General features: G+C 28.8%; 19 protein-coding genes and 1 pseudogene. 11 read left to right on the forward strand and 9 right to left on the reverse strand.

Annotated features, from left to right (window positions below):
* The 9 genes from priA to T324_RS0113300 form a co-directional block, all read right to left on the reverse strand.
* Entirely contained in the window at positions 1-1986 is a 1986-nt protein-coding gene (priA, locus tag T324_RS0113255; protein WP_028330700.1) for a replication restart helicase PriA, read from the reverse strand.
* Positions 1986-2351: a TraR/DksA family transcriptional regulator gene (locus T324_RS0113260; RefSeq protein ID WP_028330701.1), complete on the reverse strand. Its 366-nt coding sequence runs from the start codon at positions 2349-2351 to the stop codon at positions 1986-1988. Before T324_RS0113260 ends, priA begins: the two co-directional genes overlap by 1 nt.
* Positions 2352-2394: 43 nt before the next feature.
* Positions 2395-2793 carry a 30S ribosomal protein S9 gene (rpsI, locus tag T324_RS0113265; RefSeq protein WP_028330702.1) on the reverse strand — a complete coding sequence of 133 codons (399 nt, stop codon included), beginning with the start codon at positions 2791-2793 and terminating at the stop codon, positions 2395-2397.
* 17 nt (positions 2794-2810) lie between these two features.
* Complete coding sequence (gene rplM, locus T324_RS0113270) at positions 2811-3266, reverse strand: 50S ribosomal protein L13 (RefSeq protein WP_028330703.1); 456 nt, start codon at positions 3264-3266, stop codon at positions 2811-2813.
* 470 nt (positions 3267-3736) lie between these two features.
* Positions 3737-4579, reverse strand: a complete 843-nt coding sequence (gene panC, locus T324_RS0113280; protein WP_028330705.1) for a pantoate--beta-alanine ligase — start codon at positions 4577-4579, stop codon at positions 3737-3739.
* 3 nt (positions 4580-4582) lie between these two features.
* Positions 4583-5044 carry a hypothetical protein gene (locus T324_RS0113285; protein ID WP_028330706.1) on the reverse strand — a complete coding sequence of 154 codons (462 nt, stop codon included), beginning with the start codon at positions 5042-5044 and terminating at the stop codon, positions 4583-4585.
* A 223-nt stretch (positions 5045-5267) separates the two neighbouring features.
* The gene (locus T324_RS0113290; protein ID WP_028330707.1) at positions 5268-8465 is read right to left on the reverse strand and encodes an efflux RND transporter permease subunit; all 3198 of its coding nucleotides are present in this window, start codon (positions 8463-8465) and stop codon (positions 5268-5270) included.
* A gap of 135 nt (positions 8466-8600) precedes the next feature.
* Complete coding sequence (locus tag T324_RS0113295) at positions 8601-10061, reverse strand: TolC family protein (RefSeq protein ID WP_028330708.1); 1461 nt, start codon at positions 10059-10061, stop codon at positions 8601-8603.
* 9 nt (positions 10062-10070) lie between these two features.
* Entirely contained in the window at positions 10071-10799 is a 729-nt protein-coding gene (locus T324_RS0113300; RefSeq protein ID WP_028330709.1) for a TetR/AcrR family transcriptional regulator, read from the reverse strand.
* 282 nt (positions 10800-11081) lie between these two features.
* Here T324_RS0113300 and T324_RS0113305 point away from each other — a divergent pair, with 282 nt between their 5' ends.
* The 11 genes and pseudogenes from T324_RS0113305 (at position 11082) to T324_RS0113355 (ending at position 20050) form a co-directional block, all read left to right on the forward strand.
* Positions 11082-11417: an STAS domain-containing protein gene (locus T324_RS0113305; RefSeq protein WP_028330710.1), complete on the forward strand. Its 336-nt coding sequence runs from the start codon at positions 11082-11084 to the stop codon at positions 11415-11417.
* A 123-nt stretch (positions 11418-11540) separates the two neighbouring features.
* Positions 11541-12449, forward strand: coding sequence for a F0F1 ATP synthase subunit A (atpB, locus tag T324_RS0113310; protein WP_245580723.1), 909 nt, complete (start codon positions 11541-11543; stop codon positions 12447-12449).
* 41 nt (positions 12450-12490) lie between these two features.
* Entirely contained in the window at positions 12491-12712 is a 222-nt protein-coding gene (gene atpE, locus T324_RS0113315) for an ATP synthase F0 subunit C (protein WP_028330712.1), read from the forward strand.
* A gap of 24 nt (positions 12713-12736) precedes the next feature.
* Positions 12737-13240, forward strand: coding sequence for a F0F1 ATP synthase subunit B (atpF, locus tag T324_RS0113320; protein ID WP_028330713.1), 504 nt, complete (start codon positions 12737-12739; stop codon positions 13238-13240).
* 28 nt (positions 13241-13268) lie between these two features.
* Positions 13269-13817 carry an ATP synthase F1 subunit delta gene (atpH, locus tag T324_RS0113325; protein ID WP_028330714.1) on the forward strand — a complete coding sequence of 183 codons (549 nt, stop codon included), beginning with the start codon at positions 13269-13271 and terminating at the stop codon, positions 13815-13817.
* Positions 13818-13841: 24 nt separating this feature from the next.
* Positions 13842-14483 (forward strand): ATP synthase F1 subunit delta, encoded by a 642-nt coding sequence (gene atpH, locus T324_RS0113330; protein WP_028330715.1) that lies wholly within the window; start codon positions 13842-13844, stop codon positions 14481-14483.
* 30 nt (positions 14484-14513) lie between these two features.
* The gene (gene atpA / locus T324_RS0113335; RefSeq protein ID WP_028330716.1) at positions 14514-16013 is read left to right on the forward strand and encodes a F0F1 ATP synthase subunit alpha; all 1500 of its coding nucleotides are present in this window, start codon (positions 14514-14516) and stop codon (positions 16011-16013) included.
* Positions 16014-16148: 135 nt separating this feature from the next.
* Positions 16149-17027 (forward strand): ATP synthase F1 subunit gamma, encoded by an 879-nt coding sequence (atpG, locus tag T324_RS0113340; RefSeq protein WP_028330717.1) that lies wholly within the window; start codon positions 16149-16151, stop codon positions 17025-17027.
* Between the two features lie 210 nt (positions 17028-17237).
* Positions 17238-17978 (forward strand): annotated as a pseudogene (locus T324_RS17395) (ankyrin repeat domain-containing protein).
* Positions 17979-18353: 375 nt separating this feature from the next.
* The gene (locus T324_RS0113350) at positions 18354-19112 is read left to right on the forward strand and encodes an ankyrin repeat domain-containing protein (RefSeq protein WP_028330718.1); all 759 of its coding nucleotides are present in this window, start codon (positions 18354-18356) and stop codon (positions 19110-19112) included.
* 227 nt (positions 19113-19339) lie between these two features.
* Positions 19340-20050, forward strand: a complete 711-nt coding sequence (locus T324_RS0113355; RefSeq protein ID WP_028330719.1) for an ankyrin repeat domain-containing protein — start codon at positions 19340-19342, stop codon at positions 20048-20050.
* The last annotated feature ends 249 nt before the right edge of the window (positions 20051-20299 follow it).

Raw genomic sequence — 20299 nt, forward strand, 5'->3', positions numbered from 1 at the left:
TTATAGCATGCTTACAGGATCTATATCTATTTCTATGTAATTACCATTTTGAGCTATAAAGTTATCACTTAACTTGTTGAAAAAGCCTCTTAATAGAGCATGTGATGGAGTTTTTATGAGTATGTTCCATCTGTAGTATTTGTTTAATTTACTTATTGTACATGGAACAGCTCCTAATATTATAATTTTATCAGAGTGTTCATAAATGGACACTCTTAACATATCCGCTATAATATTAGCATCATTTTCCACATTTTTTTCATTTGTACCTCTTATTACCAATCTTACAAGCCTTGAGAATGGAGGATAATTAAGAGGTGATTTTCTTTTTTCTATCTCATTATTATAAAAAGAAATATAATCATGGTTTTTAGCACATTCTATACTATAATGATTTGGAGAGTATGTTTGAATATATACTATACCTTTTTTATTTCCTCTTCCGCTTCTTCCTGCAACTTGAGTAATAAGATTAAATGTTCTTTCTGCACTTCTGAAATCTGGTATATGAAGAGACATATCAGCAAATAAAACACCTACTAATGTTACATTTGGAAAATCGAGCCCCTTTGCTATCATTTGAGTTCCTATAAGTATATCTATTTCACCATCAGAGAATTTTTTGAATATCTTTTCATAGTTTTTTGTTCCTCCTACTGTATCTTGATCCATCCTTTCTATTACTGCATTTGGAAATAGTATATTTAAATTTTCTTCTACTTTTTCAGTACCGCTTCCTATACGTTCAAAATGTCCTATTTTGCATTCATCACATAATTCTTCTAAAAATTGAGTATATCCACAATAGTGACACATAACTACATTTTTTTTCTTATGATATGTTAAAGAAACCGAACAGTTAGGACATTCTAATACTTTTCCGCAATGTGAACAGCTTACAATAGGGGCATATCCTTTACGGTTTAGAAAAAGTATAATTTGTTCTTTCTTTTCTAGCTTATTATTTATCTCTTCAACTAGCTTTTGCGTCATCATTGGAAATATATCCGATTTTTTTTCATGCTTTAAATCCAATATTTTAACTTCAGGCATATTTACAGAAGCTGCTCTTTTGTTTAAACTTAAAAGCTCTATTTTACCAGTTTGGGCATAATAAAAACTTTCTATAGAAGGAGTAGCACTCCCTAAAACTAATGTAGCATTTTCTTGTTTTTTTCTATAAAAGGCTATTTGTCTTGCATGATATCTAGGTGTATCACCTGCTTTATAGCTAGTTTCATGTTCCTCATCTATAACTATTATTCCCAAATTTGGAGTAGGGGAGAATATTGCACTTCTTGCTCCTATTACTATTTTTATTTCATCCTTTTTTATCATCTGCCAATATCTGTATTTAGCATTTGGGGATAATTTGCTATGAAGTACTGCTATTTTTCCTTCAAATCTTTCAGCAAACCTTTTTATAGTCTGAGGTGTTAATGATATTTCTGGTAATATTACTATAGCCTGTTTTCCCATATCTACAACTTTTTTAATAGCCTGTAAATATACTTCGGTTTTACCACTTCCTGTTACTCCATGAAGTAAAAAACTTTTTGGATTATTTGATTCTATACTTTCGATTATTTTTTTTAATACAGTTTCTTGTTCATCATTTAATACTAGATATGGTTTTTGTTTTGCTGGAATAGGCTGGGCTTTTTTCTCTTTTTTAGCAGGTGTTCCTACTGGAAGGGCGGCAAATAATGCCTCTCCGAATGATGAATGGTAATAGTTACTCATCCATTTAGCTAACTGGAATTCTTTATCAGAACATATAGGTTCAAGATCTATTCTAGCTTTAATAGGATGTATTTTATAATTTCCATCAGCAGAGTCAGTTTCTTCTATAACAATACCTTTATTACCTTTTCCGCGTATTGGAGCAATAACTCTACATCCTACCAAGCTATCATTAATCTCGTCTGGTTTTTTATATGTAAGTATTTTATCTATAGGTAGGTTAAAAACAACTTTAACATACATTACATTTTTTCACGACGTTTTTTATCTTCATATTTAGCCATGCAATTTACGCATCTTAAAGTTTGCGGTATGGCAGTTAATCTCTCTTCGCTAATTTCTTCTTTACAATCTATACATTTACCATATGTGCCATCTTCTATTCTTTTAAGAGCATTATTAAGCATTTCTAATTTATCTTTTTCTTTTTGAGAAAAATTTACTAAATTTTGTTTTTCATAAGCCTGAAATGCTATATCTGCCATATCTCCATGAGAATCTTCTTTTAGAGACTCATAAATTTCATTGCCGCTTAACAACTCATCTAAAGTCTTTTTCTTTTCTTCTAATAATAAATCTTTAAATTTTTTTAATTTCTTAGCAGTCATATAATAAACCTTTAAATAAATTCATAATAACTAAGATAAAAGCTTAACGTTTAGAGAACTGGAAGCGTTTTCTAGCACCAGATCTTCCGTATTTCTTACGTTCAACCACACGTGAATCTCTAGTAAGAAAACCATTTCTTTTTAATGTAGTTCTGAAATCCTGACTTTCTCCTACTAATGCTTTAGCAATACCATGTCTAACAGCATCAGCCTGAGCAGAAACTCCGCCGCCATGTACATTAGCAAATACATCATATTTACCAAAATTACCTGTTACTTTTAAAGCATCTTCTACTACTTTAAGAAGTGCTGCTCTATTACAGAAGTATTCAGCATAATTTTTTCCATTTATTATAATTTTACCGCTGCCTAAAGTAATACGTACTCTAGCATTAGCTGTTTTTCTTTTACCAGTAAAAATAGTTAATTGTTTAGCTGCCATTTTTATTTATCTCCTAATTATATATTTACTACAGTAGGTTTATTAGCTTCATGCGGATGTTCGCTTCCGGCATATACTTTTAATTTTTTAAGATGAAGTCTGCCTAATGGATTATGAGAAAGCATACCTTTTACAGCTATTTTTACCATTCTTTCAGGATTTTTCTCTAATAATTCTCCATAACTAACAGCTTTAATACCGCCAGGATAACCTGTATGTCTATAGTGAATTTTTCCTTTCTTTTTATTGCCTGTTAATACTATATCTTTAGCGTTTATAACTATAACATAATCTCCATTGTCTAAATTGTATGCATAGTCAACTTTATGTTTGCCTTTTAGCATATAAGCTGCTCTGCTTGCAACTCTTCCTAATGACTTACCTTTGGCATCTATAATTAGCCAATTTTGTTTAATATCTTTTTGTGATAGAACGTAAGTACTATTTTTTGTTTTTAATGTCTTTTTATCCATCATACACACCTTGATTTAACGTTTAAAAAATTTGGTAGTTTTATAAAATCTTAAAATGTAACGGTGCGTTATTATAACATAAAAACATTGTAAAGTCAAATTTTAATTGCTATTTTAACATAATATTATGATTTATATGGAATTTTTAATTTAATGTGTTTTATATATTATTCTTTTATTGTTCTAATTATCAGAAATGTGTTTTTTATACCTATTAAACTAATTATTTTAGCTGATTTTTTTAGTCCTATTATACTAATTAAGCCTATTAAGTTTTTTTGTTTAGTTAGTTTTGGTATATTTTTTAACCCTATTAATTTAATTACACTTTTGGATTTTTTTAGTCCTATAGCTTTAATAATTTTGGATATCTTTTTAATATTATTCATAAACATTCAATTATATTTTATACTATTATAATTATAATAAAATATTCGTATTTATTTTTTTATATTTTATAATTAAAATATTTATTTTAAATGTATATTGTCTAATAATCTGGTAGCTCCGCAATAGCATGATATTAATATAATAGAATTTTTCGTTGCTGTTTCGACACTAAGTAAAGTATCTTTATCTACTATATCAATATATTCTAATTTAAGCATTTTATGTGTACGCAGATTATTTTTTATAATATCTATTAAATATGAGGATTTTGTACTTGCTTTTTTGAATTCTTCTCTAGCTTCTTTTAATAGCTCATATATAATAGCAGCTTCTTCCTTTTCTCTATCACTTAATAAGGCATTTATACTACTTAAAGCAATCATATTATCATCTCTTACTATGGGTATAGTTTTTACTGTTATATTATAATTCAAATCTTTGATCATTTTATTTATTATGAATACTTTTTGATAATCATTTTCTATTAAATATACATGTGTCGGAGATACTATATTGAAAAGTTTAGCCATTATTGTAACAACACCTTTATAATACAAAGGTCTTGATATTCCATAAGATTTACTGTAAATACTATCTATATTTATATAAGTCCCATAATCATCAGGTATCATATCTTCTACAGAAGGTAAAAATAATATATCTGCATTAAGCTCATTTAATATTTTTTTATCTGTATCTATATCTTGGGGGTATTTTTCTATGTCTTCTACTTTAGTAAACTGAAGAGGATTAAGAAATATGCTTACAATAACAATACCACATTCTTTTTTTGCCTTTTTTATAAGTTCTTCATGTCCTTTATGCAATGCTCCCATAGTTGGTATTAAAGCTATTGTTTTATTTTTATTGTTATTAACAAACTTGTATACACTCTTGGCAGTTTTTAGTATAGTTAAAGCCATTTGTTATTCCATTTTCTTATTCATTTTATCCTGATTTGTAGCAGGTTCATAAAAATATAATGCTAATATAGTTTGTATTGGAAACATTATAACAGCTTCCGCAAACATACTAATTCTTCTTACAAAAAATATACTTTCTTTTTTTATTATAAATACATTTAATATATATAGTATTTTTACAGCAGCAAATGCTAAAAATAATAATATTATTAAAAAATAAGGAATAGTATTTGGTGCCGGAAGTAATGCTATATATTTTGGTATTTCATCATTATTTGAGTTTACTATAAATAAATAAATTCCAAATAAATATATAAATGCAAAAATAGCATCTAATACAATAGTAACAATAGTAGCATTTTTGTATGATATTTCCGGATAAAGCAATGTACCGCAAGAACGGCATTGTTTAGCATATTTATCATTAACTGTTTTGCAAGATTTACATTTAATAGTTTTAGCCATAATTTTTTAATAGCTCCTTCAATTTAATCAGCTTCAATGTTAAAAATAATCATATTTATAAATAGTAAAATTGTCAACTGTTATTATAAAAAATAGTAATATATTCAATTAAAATGTATATTATTGATTTTTTAATTATTAAAAAAGAAGTTAATAGAATTTTTGTAATTTTCTCTATTAACTTCTTATTAATTAAAATATGTCCTTTAAGTACAAGCTATGATTAATTTGTTGTTGTGGTTACTGTAGTAGTAATTTCCTCTGAAGAAGTTTTTGTAGGAGGAATTTTTATTAATCTTAAGTCAAACATAATCATAAACATACAAGGCAAGAATATAAGGGTAAGCAATGAAGCAAATAAAAGTCCATAAGCTAATGCCATAACTATAGGAATAATAATATCTGCTCTACCGCCTATACCATAAACAGTAGGTAAAAGTCCTATAACTGTAGTAACTGTAGTTAAGAATACAGGGCGAAGACGCTGTTTAGCACCATCAACAATAGCTTTTGCCACACCTTTTTTACCGCCTTCAACACCTTCATCTATAAGTTTGTTAATCAAGTCAACAAGTATGATACCATTGTTTACTACAACACCTGCCAAACCAATAATACCTACAACACCCATGAATGATAAAGGCATTCTGTGAATAGCAAATCCAAGCAATACTCCTATCAAACCAAATGGAATAATTATCATTATCATAATAGGCTGTATGAATCTGTTTAACTGTAATAATAGTACAATATATACGAATATGAATGCCATAGCAAAACTGAATGCCAATTGTTTTAATGCTTTTACAGTTTCTTTAGCTTCACCTCCGAATACTAGTTTTAAGCCTCTGTATTGTTTAGAGAAATCTTTGAATTTTTCTCTAACAGCATTCATCACCTTTTGAGAAGTATTTTTTCCATATTCTATATCGGCTGTAATTTTTATTGTTCTTTCACCATTATAGTGCTTTAAAGTTGCAAGTCCGTCAGCAGTTTGTATTGTAGCTAAATTATGAAGATATAAAAGCCTTCTGCTTGAATTTGGAATAAGTAAATTGGTAAGATACTGCATATCATAAGTATATTTATCATCAAATACAACTCTGAAATTTAATTTATTTTCAAGCTCTTGTATATATGTAGCTTCTATACCATAATAAGCTGCTCTAGCTTCATTAGCAACAGTTGCTACATCTACTCCAAGTTCTGCTATTTTGTCATAATCAAGCATGATTCTTAATTCTTCTTTACCAACTTTATCATCATCATCAATATTGATAACACCAGGTATGGTAGCTAAAAAATCTTTTATTTCAACTTTTGCCTGTTTAGCTAATTCAGTTTTGTTACCTACAATTCTAATATCTACAGGATCCCCAGGGTCAACGCTTCCTTTTGTATCCATACTAAATATAGGGACAGTTTGTCTTATATCTGTTTTATCTAATTCTTCATTAATTAAAACAACTAGTTCATCAGCTGTTCTATTTCTCTCAGCAGCAGGAACCAAATAAACCATAATACCTGCTAAACTTCCTTTTTCTTCAGAAACAACCTCTTGGTCAACCTGCTTACCAACTAAAGAGTATAAAGCAACAAGCTCTTCAGGTTTTACAACTTTTGCAATAACATCTTCTATTTTTGCAATTTCTTTAGTTGTAACTTCTTTAGTGGTACCTGTAGGCATTTCTATATTTATAACTATAGTATCAGCACTTGTATCATATATAAGTACGAAGTTTTTAAAGCTGTTTTGAGCTAAAAATACTGAAGCTATCAATAATGCTACGAACGCTCCTACTACAATATATCTTATATGTATTAATTTCTCTAATGCTGCTCCGAAAGGTATTTTCATTTTATCGAATAAGGCATCTTTATCAAAATCAAGAGGATTTTTAAATCTGCTTTTCTTTTTAGGAGGTTTATAAGATTTGTATTTATCTTCTTTATCCTGCAATTGGTTAGGAAGCAATAGTATAGCCTGAAGCATACTCATAACAAGAGTGAATATAACTATTTTTGGGAATATATTTAATATTTTACCCATTATACCGCTTATTGTAAGCATAGGGAAGAATGCTGCTACTGTTGTAAGAGTTGATGCTAGCATCGGCATTACAACATCAGAAACAGCAAGTCTTGTAGCTTCAAGTCCTTTATATCCCGCCTGCTTAAAGTTAAATATATTTTCAGATACTACTATTGAGTTATCTACTATCATACCAAGTACTGTAATAATAGCAGCTAATGACATCATATTGAAAGTAATACCTGTTACCTTCATATATATAAAACATGCAAACATAGTAATTATCATGCCTAAACTTGTAAACATGGCACTTTTAAAGTCTAGGAATATGATTAATGTAATAAATATTACAATAAAACCTTGTATAAGGTTTGAAGTTACAATATCTAAAAGTGATTTTATTGTTCTTGAATCGTCACCCATAGGAGTTACCTGTATATTTTCAGGTATTAAATCAGCATTATCTTTTAAATATTGATTTACTACATTAATAGTTTTAAGAATGTCTGCATTTTCATTTTTTACAACAGATAAAGAATATCCTGATGCTCTGTTTACTCTCATGTATACTGTTTTATCTTCAAAACCTTCTTCAACATGTCCTATATCGCTTACTCTCACTCTTTGTCCATTAAATGTGGAACGTATAACAGCATTGCTTGCATCCAAAGGATTTTCAAATTCACCGTAAGTTACAACGGTCTGTTCCTTTCCGCCAGATTCCATATCTCCGCCGGTAGCTCTTACGTTTCTTACACTTAGAGCATTAACAACATCGCTTAAAGCTATATAATTTTGCTGCATTTTTATAGGATCAACATAAACTTTTATCTCAGGATCTGTTCTTCCGTCTATTCTAATTTCTCCTACACCCTCAAGTCTTACAAGTTCATTTTCAAGCATTTGGCTTACATCAAATAATTCTCTTTCATTACCTGACATGCCTTCTTTAAAATGCACAGCTAAAGTATATATAGATTTTTTATTAGGGTTCAAGTCATAAGTAGTAACCTCTTCAACATCTTCTGACAAATCAGGTACGTTTTGCATTTGTCTGAATACTTCATCTTTAACAGGCTGTCTGTCAGGCAAGGTTTCATCTAATGTTACTATAATGATTGCAACATTTTCAATGATTGTTGTTTCATATTCATCTATTCCTGATATTCCCTGCAATTCCTCTTCAATAGGTATAACAGCATTCTGTTCTACGTCAAGAGGAGTAGCTCCAGGATATGTTACAGCAATTAACATTTTATCTAAATCAGTTGAAGGTATTGATTCTTTTTGTAAGTTAAAGTAGTAATATCCTCCAACGAATAAAATAGCCATTACTATTATATTTACAAGCATAGTTTTTTTGGCAAAAAATACTATAATTCTTTCCATATACTGCTAAATCTCCTATTTTTCTATTTTTGTATTACACTAAAAACTTAAAAGATTTTGTTGTTTGGAGATTAATTATAATAATTAACCTCCAAACAATATATATATTCCTCTAAATCCTTATATGATGACTGCTTATTCATAATCAATAGCAAGTAAAGCTCTGTAATCAAATATAGTTGTTATAAACTCATATTGAAGATTTAAAAGCTGAGTTTGAGTATTTACCAAATCAAGCCTTGATGTTAATAAGTCATCAACTTCTAAACGTCCTTGATCCAACTTTTGAAGCTGTGTTCTTATTCTTGAATTGATAGCTCTTATTTGAGCCTGTTTGCTTGCTATCAAATTTTTATATGCCTTGAATGCGGAAATATATGATTGCAGCTGTGTATTAAAGTCTTTTTCCAACTGATCATATTGAGCAATAATTCCATATAATGAGTTTTCAGCCATTTGGTATTGTGCTTTATTTGCTCTGTTTCCTATTGGATAAGAAAATTGTATTCCTGCAAAAAAGTCAACATTTGTCATGCTTCCAAAAGACTGAAAATATCCATCACTATTAGGACTAAGTCCATTTAAACTTACACTTCCTACTAAATCTAAATTAGGAAGAGTACCGTTTTTCATAGCTTCAAGAGTATATTCTGCTCTTATCTTTGACTGATATGCAATTTGTCCATTAACACTGTCAGCAAAAGGTACAGCTTCCATTTCCATTCCGTTTCCAAGTTCTAAATATGCATCCCATGTAGTATGATCTGGTTTTATATTAGTTACCGGCATAAAGAAACTTATAGTAGTTAAAAGAGTTTCTAAATAAATTTGGTTTTGGGCATAGTAATCGCTGTACATCATAGTTTGAGTTCTAGCATTTTGATAATCATCATTATCTATAAGTCCATTATTATATCTGTCTCTCATCTGATTTTCAAAACGCTTTGCTGTAATGTACATGTTTCTATAGTATGCAAGTAATTTTTCATACATTATCCATTGATAATAAAGTTTCTGATATGAAACAATAACGCTTGCATCATCTAATTTTCTTTGTAATTTTGCGATTGCAAGTGCATATTCTGCATCTTTTATTGGGTATTTATCTAATGTACCGAAAAAATTTCTTAATAAAGGTTGAGTTACTTCTATTGTTAGAGAAGGCTGATAATTATTAAAATCTACAGCCTGAGAACTTCCTGGATAGTATAATTTTCCTCCCATGAATGAAGTATGAGTTAAATTTACAGACCATGTTGTACCAGTATATGGTATTAAAGAACCAATACCTATTCCAGCCTGTATACCAGTTGCTTCTACGGTAGGACTTGCTGTTGTAGAAGTTGAAGTACCGCTGGATAAACTTCCGTATTTTCCTGCAGCACCAATCTGAGCTGATAAATTTACATCTCCTGAACTTTTAGCACTTAATAAATTCATTTCAGCATTAGTTTCTGTTACAGCATTTATTTTTAATTCAGGTATTTGATCTCTTATTGCCTCCATATAAGAAGCATAAGTTAATGTATTAGTTTGAGCATTCAAAATATTAATAAATATTATTAAACATGCAATTATTTTTATACTTATTCTCATTCACTCTCCTTATCTGCTACCAATAGTGTTAATTTTATAATTTTTGAAACCATATTTATATACATTTTTACTTCCAAGCAAAATTAATGATGTTTTATATAAAGTATCTATCAAATTGTCTAGATTTACATCTAAATTTTTTTTGACTCCTTTATAGTAGTATAATTTTCTATCCAAGTTATAATATTTATCAAATATTAGTTCATTTCCTATACCGGAAACAGTAACGATCATATGCATATAAATATCATGTGTATCAACTATTGGATTAAAATATTTTTCTTCAACTTTACTATCTATAAAATTAAATAACTCTACAAACCAATAATGCAGTATAAGATCCTTATTTATATTATCTCTTAGAGTCTTCATTCTGTCTTTATTATTAAAAAACATTGCCTGCAATTCAAACATTATTTTTCCAAATTCTTTGGCTGTTATAAAGAAAAATTTTCTAAAAGCATCAAATAATTCAAATATAGCCTTTTCAGGATCATCATTATATTCAATTAAAAAGTCTTTTGGATTTACAGTTATTGTGCTTGTATTCAAAAGTGCCACCACAATTTCATCTATATTTGAATAATATTTATAAACACCCCCTTGACTTAGTTTTGATTCCTTAACAATATCCTTCATTGTAACACTATATGCTGGTTTCCTTTGAAATACCCTCATAGCTGCATCTAGTATTATTTTCCTCTTATTTTCAAAATATTCTTCATTTACTTTAGGCATTGTGTTATTTTGATGTTCACCTCATGTTTGAAAAATTAATATGAAAATAAAAATGACATGTATGTCGTTTTTATTGGTAGAATACATATTATTATAATTATTTTTATTGTCAATATATTATATATATTAAATTTTAAACTTTTTCATAAAACATTGATATTATATATTTGTTTATACTACATTTTATACTATTAAAAAATATTGGAATTAGCTATTGTAAAAAAAATTATTTATGTTATTTTAAAAGTATTAGAATAAAATTCTAGTTTTATGGAGTTTTTTATGGATATATCTGTCAAAGAACTTGAGAATAATGTTGTTATACTTAAGTTAGACGGTGATATAGATGTTTATACATCATCAGACTTGAAAGATGCAATTTTTATGCAGATGGATCTTGGGGCTAAAAAAATAATTGTAGATATGGAGTATGTTTACTATATAGATAGCAGCGGAATAGGGGTATTTATTTCTGCATTAGGTTCATTTAAGAAAGTTAATGGTAAGATATGTATTGTAAAAATTACAGATCCCGTTAAAAAAGTGTTTGAACTTACAAAAATTACTAGTTTTTTTCCAATATTTACGAGTGAAACCGAAGCATTAGAAAACTTTTAATTAAAAATAAAAATAGTTGATTTTTTATTTAATAGTTATAAAATTATTAGAAAATTATTTGAAATTCTTTAATAGTTATGATTTGAATTAAAGTTTTCATAAATTAAGTTGGCAATTTTTATTATGAAAGAATTATTTTTAATTAGAAAATTTTTTATATTTGTATTGATTTTTTTTGCTTTATTTAGTAATAATATTGTTTATGGTGCTGAAAGTATTAATGATTTCATTATGGAAGAGATTACAGATAATACAGCCCATCCGTTCTATACTATACCTATAAAATTGGGTCATTATATTGATTTTGATTTTAAAATAACTAAACATGTTATATTAATAACATTGGCAGGTATATTATCTATTGCCAGTATGAAATATTTGGCACATAAATTAAAACGTCCTTTCAAAAGACCTACATATTTGCAAAGTGTATTAGAAACTCTAATAGATTATATGAATAAAGATGTAATAGGAGCCACATTAGGAGAAGAGGGAAAGAAATATGTACCTTTTTGTATGACTATATTCCTATTTGTGTTATTTTCTAATATATTAGGTTTAATTCCGGCACTTATAAAACTTCCTACTCAAGATGGTCATTATGCATATATTGCGGGTGGAATTGGAGCGAATATTGGTTTTACAGGGGCTATAGCTATAATAGTATTTGTAGTATATATGTTTGCTGGAATTAGAAAGAAAGGTGTAATAAAGTTTTGGATAAAATTAGTTCCTAAAGGTCTTCCAGTGCCACTTATTCCTATAATATGGGTTTTGGAATTCATTACTTTATTTAATAGAGCATTTGCATTGGCTATACGTTTATTTGCTAATATTACAGGCGGTCACATAATGATGATGGTTATACCGTATTTAATAATATTGTCTGGTACATTATTTGTTTCGCCTTTCGCAATATTATTTTTAAGTTTTATATATGTACTTGAAATGTTTGTGGCAGTTTTGCAGGCTTATATATTCTCATTATTATCAGCGGTTTATATTGGTATTGCTATTAGTGATGAGCATTAATTATATAAATTAAAAAATTAAATAAAAAGGAGAATAAAAAAATGGAGCTTTCTATATTAGGCGCAGCAATTGGAGCAGGTCTTGCTGCTATAGGAGTTGGAATAGGAATAGGATTTATTGGTTCTAGAGCAGTTGAAGGTGTTGCTAGACAGCCTGAAGTTTCTGGAAAAATACAAACAGTTATGCTTATAGCAGCAGCATTAATAGAGGGTGTTGGTTTATTTGCTTTAGTTATCTGTATACTTGCATTATTTACTAAGTAATAATAATTTGGGGGATTGATTTGTATGGCACTTTTAAAAATAGATCCTGGTATTATAATATGGACTTGGATTACATTTTTACTAGTTCTTGCTGTATTAGGTGCTTCTACATGGAAAATAATACTAAAGGGATTAAATGCACGTGCTGACAAGATTCAAGAGGATTTGGAAGAAGCTGAAAAGACTAGAGAAAATGCTAAAAAATCTTTGGCTGCGTATAGGGAACAAATTGATAATGCAAAAGCAGAGGCAAGTTCTATTATAGAAAATGCTAGAATTGAAGCCAACAGAGTTAGGGATAAAATTATCAATAATGCTAGAGAAGAAGCTGAGGCCAATAAAAATAAAATACTTTCTGAAATAGACAGATCTAAAGAAGAGGCTGTAAGCAGTGTAAGAAAACAGGCTGTTGATATTGCTATTGTTATGGCTGAAACTATCTTAAAAAGAAATATTAATAGAGAAGATAATCAGGCATTAATTAATGAATTTATCAATAAAGCTAATAAAGAAGATAATGTAAAATAAATATTTTTGGGAAAAATTAATTGGAATTATGAAAGAAAGTAATAAATTAGAAATATTAAGACCCACTGCAGCAGCTATATTTGATTTGGCTAAACAGTTAGGGCTTATAAAAGAAATATATAATGAACTTTTCGAATGTTCTAAGTTATTTAATGATGATGATATAAAGAAATATTTTTTTGATAAATTAATTTCTAAAAAAGATAAATTGGAGCTAATAGAAAAGAAACTTAAACCTTTACTTTCTAAAGAGACTTATGCTTTTGTAGCTATATTGACTGAACATGACAGTATTTGTGTTTTGCCTGAGATTACAGCTTTGTATAAAGATATGATGGATGATTATAATGATACAGTTAGAGTTCGTATTATAACTGCTTATAATCTTGATGAGGCAACTATGGATAACATTGTCAAAACTGTTAAATGTTTTTCTAATAAAAAAATAGTTTATGAAAAAGAGATAGATGAAAGTATTGTAGGAGGTATAATAGTTCATATTGGTACTACAGTTTATGATTATAGCGTAAAGAATCAAATAAATATGCTGCAAAGCAAATTTGCTCATGGCGGATAATAAAAGCATTATAGGAGTATAAAAATGGATTCTATCACTGATAATATTTTAAGCAATCTTAAAAAAGAGGTTCTTAAAGAGATTACCAGAGAAAAAGCCAGCAGATTCACCAGAATTGTTAAAAATGAAGCTAGTGCTAAAAATTATGCAAAAGCTATGTTTGATGCAGCTACTGAGCTTGGAAAGATAGAAGACATTAAAAAAGATTTAAATATTGTTTACTCATCTTTGCTTGTTGATAAAGATATATTTGATTTTTTTAGGTCAAATTTTATCGATGTGCATTTAAGAATGAGTATGCTTAAAAAGGTTTATGAAAATAATATATCTGAAGAAACTTTTAATCTCATTGCTATTTTAACAGAGAGAGGTTTGATAGATATATTATTTGCTATAATAGTAGAATATGAGAATTTATGTAATGAATACTATAATATAGTAGTAGCAAAAATTACAACTTCATCTGTTATAGAAGATACTCCGGAAGTAGAAGTTTTAAAAAAGCATATAAGAAGCATGGTAAAAGGAAAAGATGTTCATTTTACTTTTCATGTGGATGAATCTATAATAGGCGGAGTTATTGTAGAGATGGAAGATATAGTTTATGATTATAGTATAAGGAATTTACTTACAGAATTAGGGCTTTCTATCTCGGATAATGGTTAATGATATTTTTTATATTTGGGGAATAGATTTATGAATATAAAAGCTAGTGAAATAGCAGCTGTTCTTAAAGAAGAGATTAAGAATTATAAAGCTGATTTTACTCCTAATGAAATTGGAGTAGTTGTTGAAGTTGGAGACGGTATAGCTAGGGTTATAGGACTTCCTCATGTTATGGCTAATGAGATGATTCTTTTTGAATGCGGTTCCGTTGGTATTGCTTTTAACTTGGAAGAAGAGACTGTAGGCGCCATAGTTTTAGGTGATTATTTTGGTATTAAAGAGGGAAGTAAGGTTTCCAGACTTAAAAGAATATTAGAAGTTCCAGTAGGAGAAGCACTTTTAGGAAGAGTTGTTAATCCTTTAGGTGTGACTATAGACGGACATGGAGATATAACAACAGATAAAAGAAGAGTTATTGAGTTTCCGGCACCTGGTATTGCTGACAGACAGGCGGTAAAACAGCCTCTTCAAACAGGTATTAAAGCAATAGATTCCATGACTCCTATAGGAAGAGGTCAAAGACAGCTTATAATTGGAGACAGAGGAACAGGAAAAACTAGTATTGCTCTTGATGCCATAATAAATCAAAAAGGTAAAGATGTTATATGTGTGTATGTAGCTATAGGTCAAAAGGCTTCTACTGTTGCTGGTGTTGTTGAAACATTAAGACAGAATGGGGCATTAGATTATACTATAGTAGTTGCTGCAACTGCTGCTGATTCTGCTCCGCTTCTTTATATAGCTCCTTATGCAGGCTGTGCTATGGCAGAATATTTCATGTATGAAAAGAAAAAAGATACATTAATAATATATGATGATTTAACTAAACAGGCTAATGCTTACAGACAGATTTCATTACTTTTAAGAAGACCTCCTGGAAGAGAAGCATTTCCTGGCGATGTATTCTATTTGCATTCAAGACTTCTTGAAAGAGCTGCTAAACTTAGCGATGAATTAGGCGGAGGTTCTTTAACTGCACTTCCTATAATAGAGACTCAGGATAATGAGGTTTCTGCTTATATTCCTACTAACGTTATTTCTATAACAGATGGACAGATATATTTGCTTGCAAGTTTATTTATGAGCGGTGTTCGTCCTGCTATTGATGTTGGTATATCCGTTTCGCGTGTAGGAGGTAATGCTCAGACTAAGGCTATGAAAAAGGTTGCCGGTACTTTAAGACTTGACCTTGCTTCTTACAGATCTTTAGAGGCATTCTCACAGCTTGGTATAGGACTTGATAAGGCTACTTTGGCACAATTAGACAGAGGTGCTAAAATGGTTGAATTACTTAAGCAGAAGCAATGCACTCCTTTGCCTTTTGAAGAGCAGGTAGTTGTTATATTTGCTGCTACTAAAGGTTTCTTAGATAATATTGAAGTTGAAAGAGTTCATGAGTTTGAATGGAGATTATTGCAGTATATGAGAGCTGATAAGCAGAATATACTTGATAAAATTAAAGATTCAAAAGATATAGAAAATCCTGATGAACTTTATGCTGTTATAGAAGAATTTAAAGCTAAGTTTTAAATAGAATTTAGAGTAATAATTTTTATTGGTATTATTATGTTAAATATAAAAATTATGAGTGTTCAGCATTTGTAAGAATTTTTATTATCTAAATTATGTTTTTATTATGAAGCAGTGTTAATTTGGAGTTTTATTATGGCAGAGAAACTTAATGTATTGAAGGCAAGAATAAAAGCTGTAACAAGTACGCATAAAATAACTAAAACAATGGATATGATAGCACGTTCCAGAACGGCAAAGATATTAACAGTGGAACAAGGTATGCGTCCTTTTACTCAGAAATTAAACAGAATAGTAGAAGATCTTTCTCATTCAGATATGGATCATCTTCATCCTTTGCTTTCTCCAAAAAAGAAAATAAAGAATATAATACTTTTTGTTGTAACTTCAAGCAGAGGTTTATGCGGTTCTTATAATACAAAGATTTTTGATGAGGCTATGGAGAGAATAAGGCATCATCACAGACATGGAAGAGAGGTTGAGCTTCATGTACTTGGCAAAAAAGGCGAAGTATATTTTGAAAAACAGGGAATACCTATAGCGCGTAAATATCCGCGTATAGATGAAGAGTCTAATTTTGATGATTGTGCTACGGTTGTTCAGCGTTTCATGCACCAGTATGCTATTGATAAAGCATCAAGAGTAGAAGTTATATATACTAGATATTATACTAGGGTTGTACATATACCTAAAATAAAAAGTTTAATTCCTATGATTCCTGATGAAGAGGATATTGAAGGACATAAAATAAAAAAACAATTAGATTATGTTATAGAACCAAATAGGGAAGAAGTGTTAAAAGAGATTGTACCTATGGCCATTAAAACTTATTTTTATTTTATGCTTACTAGTTCTTTTTTATCTGAGAATGCCGAAAGATCCATTGCTATGAGAAATGCTACCGATAATGCTGAGAGATTATTAGCTGATTTAAAAAATAAAGCAAACAGAGCCAGACAGGAACATATTACTAATGAGCTTCTTGATATTATAGGAGGTTCTGAGGCTATATAATTTATTTTTTATATAAAAATTAAATACCATTCATATATTTATTTTATGGATGGTATTTTTTATTTTAAATTAAGGAATGATAAAAAAAATTATGAGTATAAAGGTGAGATTTTTTAATTATTTAATGAAGCAATTTTTATTAGCAACAATAGAGAATAATTTATTTTTATAGTATAATACCTCAAATTATTAATTACTATGAGGCGGTATATGAAAAATTTGTTATTAATTTCTTTTGTTTTAATGATTACTTTTATTGTTTCTTGCGGTAAAAAAGAAGAGGCTAGTATAAGTAATAATTCTCTGTATGTAAGTGATTCAAATAATATATATCATAAAACCTATAGTAATGTTGTAAAGATTCAGGGTAAATTTGTTAGCATGAATTCTTCTTTTTTTTATGCTGATAGAGAGGAAGGATAATACAGTGAGGAGTATGATATATTTGAGGCTATACAAAATCATAGCTTAAAGAGAGTGATTGAATTAATAGAAGAATGCGTACATATAGATCAAACTTATAGTGGGGATAGAAAATATAGCGAGTTTTTCAATGATGATTATTATCTTGGCGGAGCTACTCTTTTAATGTTTGCTATATTTTATAGGGATTTAGGTATAATGAAATATTTGCTTGATAATGGTGCTGATCCTCATATTGAAGATGATAATGGATTGAATTCTTTTTTATGGGCTTGCGGTGTTGGAAATGTTGATGTAATAAAAATGATTGTAGAGGCAGATCCTGATTTAGTTAATTCTCTTATTCATAGTAGAAACGGACTTCATACTGCTATTTTATATAATAATGTTGAAGTATTTGAATATTTAGTAAATGATTTAGGTATTGATATAAACAGCACTGATGAGGACGACAACGGTGTTTTATATTATGCTGCCAATGAAGATGAAGCATTAGAAAAGTTAAGAGAATTAGGTGCCGAAGAATAATTTTATAAAAATGATGCATTTAGCAGATAGAGTCATTTTCTAGACTCAATTAGCGAACAATTTTTATTAGCAATAACAAATAATGGATTGTGAGCATTTCATATATTTTTAAGATTAATAAATTAAAAAATTGAGCGTCTAGCAATCGCCAAAGGCGTGCTAGAGCTTTAAAGCGAGATTTTTTAATTATTTGATAAATCAATTTTTATTAGCAACAACAAATAATAAATTGTGAGCGTCTAGCAAATTCGCCGAAGGCGGACAGAGTCCTTGCTAGACTCAATTAGCGAACAATTTTTATTAACAACAATAGAAAATAATTTGTTTTTATAGTATAATACTTCGTAAATTATTAATTATTATACGGCGGTGTTTATGAAAAGAATAAATGTTTCAAAAAGTACATTATTGATTTCTTTACTACTAATTATTTCAATTATTTCATGTAAAAAGAAAGAGGAAGCAAGTGTAAATATAGCAGGAAATACTTCATATGTGAGTTCTCCAGAAAATATATATCATGCAACATACACTAATGTTGTAAAGATTCAGGGTAAATATGTTAGTATGAATTCTGCTTTTTCTTATGGTAACAGAGAAGAAGGAGAATACAGCGAAGACTATGATATATTTGAGGCTATACAAAATCATAGTTTAAAGAGAGTGCAGGAATTAATAGAAGAAGGTGAAGATATAGATGAAACTTACTTTGGAGATAGTTTATATAGTGAATTTATGGATGATAGTTATGCAATAAATGGTGCTACACCTTTGATATTTGCTGTATTTTATAGAGATTTGGGTATAATGAAATATTTACTTGATAATGGAGCTGATCCTTATGTTACTGATGATGACGGATGGAATTCTTTTTTATGGGCATGCGGTACTGGAAATGTTGATGTAATAAGAATGCTTGTGCAGGCAGATTCTGATTTGGTTAATTCAAAAAATCCTTATGATGCAAACGGTCTTCTCATGGCTGCTTTAAATGATAATGTTGAAGTATTTGAGTATTTGGTAAATGATTTAGGAATAGATATAAACAGCACTGATGAGGATGGAGACGGAGTTTTATATTATGCCAATGAAGATGAAGCAATAGAAAAGTTAAAAGAATTAGGGGCAGAATAATATTAGATAAACTTATATTTATATATAATGAAATACCATTCATATATTCATTTTGTGAATGGTATTTTTTATTTTAAATTCTTTAGATTATTGAATGATTTTATAAAAATTCTGAGTGTCTATCAATGAATAGAGATTTAAAGCGAGATTTTTTAAATTATTTATATAAAATAATTTGTTTTTATAGTATAATATATTAAATTATTAATTACTATATGGCGGTATATATGAAAAAAATGTTATTAATTTCTTTTGTTTTAATGATTACTTTTATTGTTTCTTGCAGTAAAAAAGAAGAGGATATTATAAGTAATACTGATAATGCAGATAATAATATTTATACTAATGCTGTAAAGGTTCAGGGTAAATATGTTAATGTTAATACTGATTTTTCTTACGGCAACAGAGAAGAAGGAAAATACAGCAAAGATTATGATATATTTGAAGCTATAGAAAATCATAGTTTAAAAAGAGTGATTGAATTAATAGAAGAAGGTGAAGATATTAATCAAACTTACAGCGGCGGCAAAAAATATAGTGAGCTTCTTAATAATGATTATTATCTTGATGGAGCTACTCCTTTAATGTTTGCAGTATTTTATAGAGATTTAGGTATAATGAAATATTTGCTTGATAATGGCGCTGATCCTAATATTATTCAAGATGAATATGAACGAAATGTATTTTTACTTGCTTGCGGTTTTGGAAATGTTGATGTAATAAAAATGATTGTAGATTTTGACTCTGATTTAGTTGATTCTATATCTAGCCGTGATGAGAATGGACTTGATATAGCTTATTTGTATGGAAATATAGAAGTATTTGAATATTTAGTTAATACATTGGGTTTAACTACTGATATTTTGGATCATGTTGATGAAGAAGATCCGTACGAAAATACTGAGGACATAAAAAAATTAAGAGAACTTCTAAATTAGATTAGTTATTTTTATCTTAATTGTTAATAAAAAATTATAAATAACGCACGATAAATTAGCTTTTATTTATCAATTCATTATATTTTTTATAAATAAAATTCTTCGTGCAATAAATTTAAATAACTCTAGGGTGGGCGGCAGAAATAACAGTGTAAAGTTAAAAAGAAAAATAATATAAAAATACCTGTGTTAATAGAAAGCCTAGAGGGTGGGGAGTGAAAATAAGTTTTAAAAATTAATTAACATACC

This window comes from Brachyspira alvinipulli ATCC 51933, from assembly GCF_000518245.1.
GTDB lineage: Bacteria > Spirochaetota > Brachyspiria > Brachyspirales > Brachyspiraceae > Brachyspira > Brachyspira alvinipulli.

Coding starts and splice junctions, on each gene's coding strand:
- priA (WP_028330700.1), bottom strand. CDS start 1,986: ATGTATGTTAAAGTTGTTTTTAACCTACCTATAGATAAAATACTTACA.
- atpH (WP_028330714.1), top strand. CDS start 13,269: ATGAAAGAAAGTAATAAATTAGAAATATTAAGACCCACTGCAGCAGCT.
- T324_RS0113285 (WP_028330706.1), bottom strand. CDS start 5,044: ATGGCTAAAACTATTAAATGTAAATCTTGCAAAACAGTTAATGATAAA.
- rpsI (WP_028330702.1), bottom strand. CDS start 2,793: ATGGCAGCTAAACAATTAACTATTTTTACTGGTAAAAGAAAAACAGCT.
- atpF (WP_028330713.1), top strand. CDS start 12,737: ATGGCACTTTTAAAAATAGATCCTGGTATTATAATATGGACTTGGATT.
- atpA (WP_028330716.1), top strand. CDS start 14,514: ATGAATATAAAAGCTAGTGAAATAGCAGCTGTTCTTAAAGAAGAGATT.
- atpG (WP_028330717.1), top strand. CDS start 16,149: ATGGCAGAGAAACTTAATGTATTGAAGGCAAGAATAAAAGCTGTAACA.
- atpB (WP_245580723.1), top strand. CDS start 11,541: ATGAAAGAATTATTTTTAATTAGAAAATTTTTTATATTTGTATTGATT.
- T324_RS0113305 (WP_028330710.1), top strand. CDS start 11,082: ATGGATATATCTGTCAAAGAACTTGAGAATAATGTTGTTATACTTAAG.
- T324_RS0113260 (WP_028330701.1), bottom strand. CDS start 2,351: ATGACTGCTAAGAAATTAAAAAAATTTAAAGATTTATTATTAGAAGAA.
- atpH (WP_028330715.1), top strand. CDS start 13,842: ATGGATTCTATCACTGATAATATTTTAAGCAATCTTAAAAAAGAGGTT.
- atpE (WP_028330712.1), top strand. CDS start 12,491: ATGGAGCTTTCTATATTAGGCGCAGCAATTGGAGCAGGTCTTGCTGCT.
- T324_RS0113300 (WP_028330709.1), bottom strand. CDS start 10,799: ATGCCTAAAGTAAATGAAGAATATTTTGAAAATAAGAGGAAAATAATA.
- T324_RS0113350 (WP_028330718.1), top strand. CDS start 18,354: ATGAAAAGAATAAATGTTTCAAAAAGTACATTATTGATTTCTTTACTA.
- panC (WP_028330705.1), bottom strand. CDS start 4,579: ATGGCTTTAACTATACTAAAAACTGCCAAGAGTGTATACAAGTTTGTT.
- T324_RS0113290 (WP_028330707.1), bottom strand. CDS start 8,465: ATGGAAAGAATTATAGTATTTTTTGCCAAAAAAACTATGCTTGTAAAT.
- rplM (WP_028330703.1), bottom strand. CDS start 3,266: ATGGATAAAAAGACATTAAAAACAAAAAATAGTACTTACGTTCTATCA.
- T324_RS0113355 (WP_028330719.1), top strand. CDS start 19,340: ATGAAAAAAATGTTATTAATTTCTTTTGTTTTAATGATTACTTTTATT.
- T324_RS0113295 (WP_028330708.1), bottom strand. CDS start 10,061: ATGAGAATAAGTATAAAAATAATTGCATGTTTAATAATATTTATTAAT.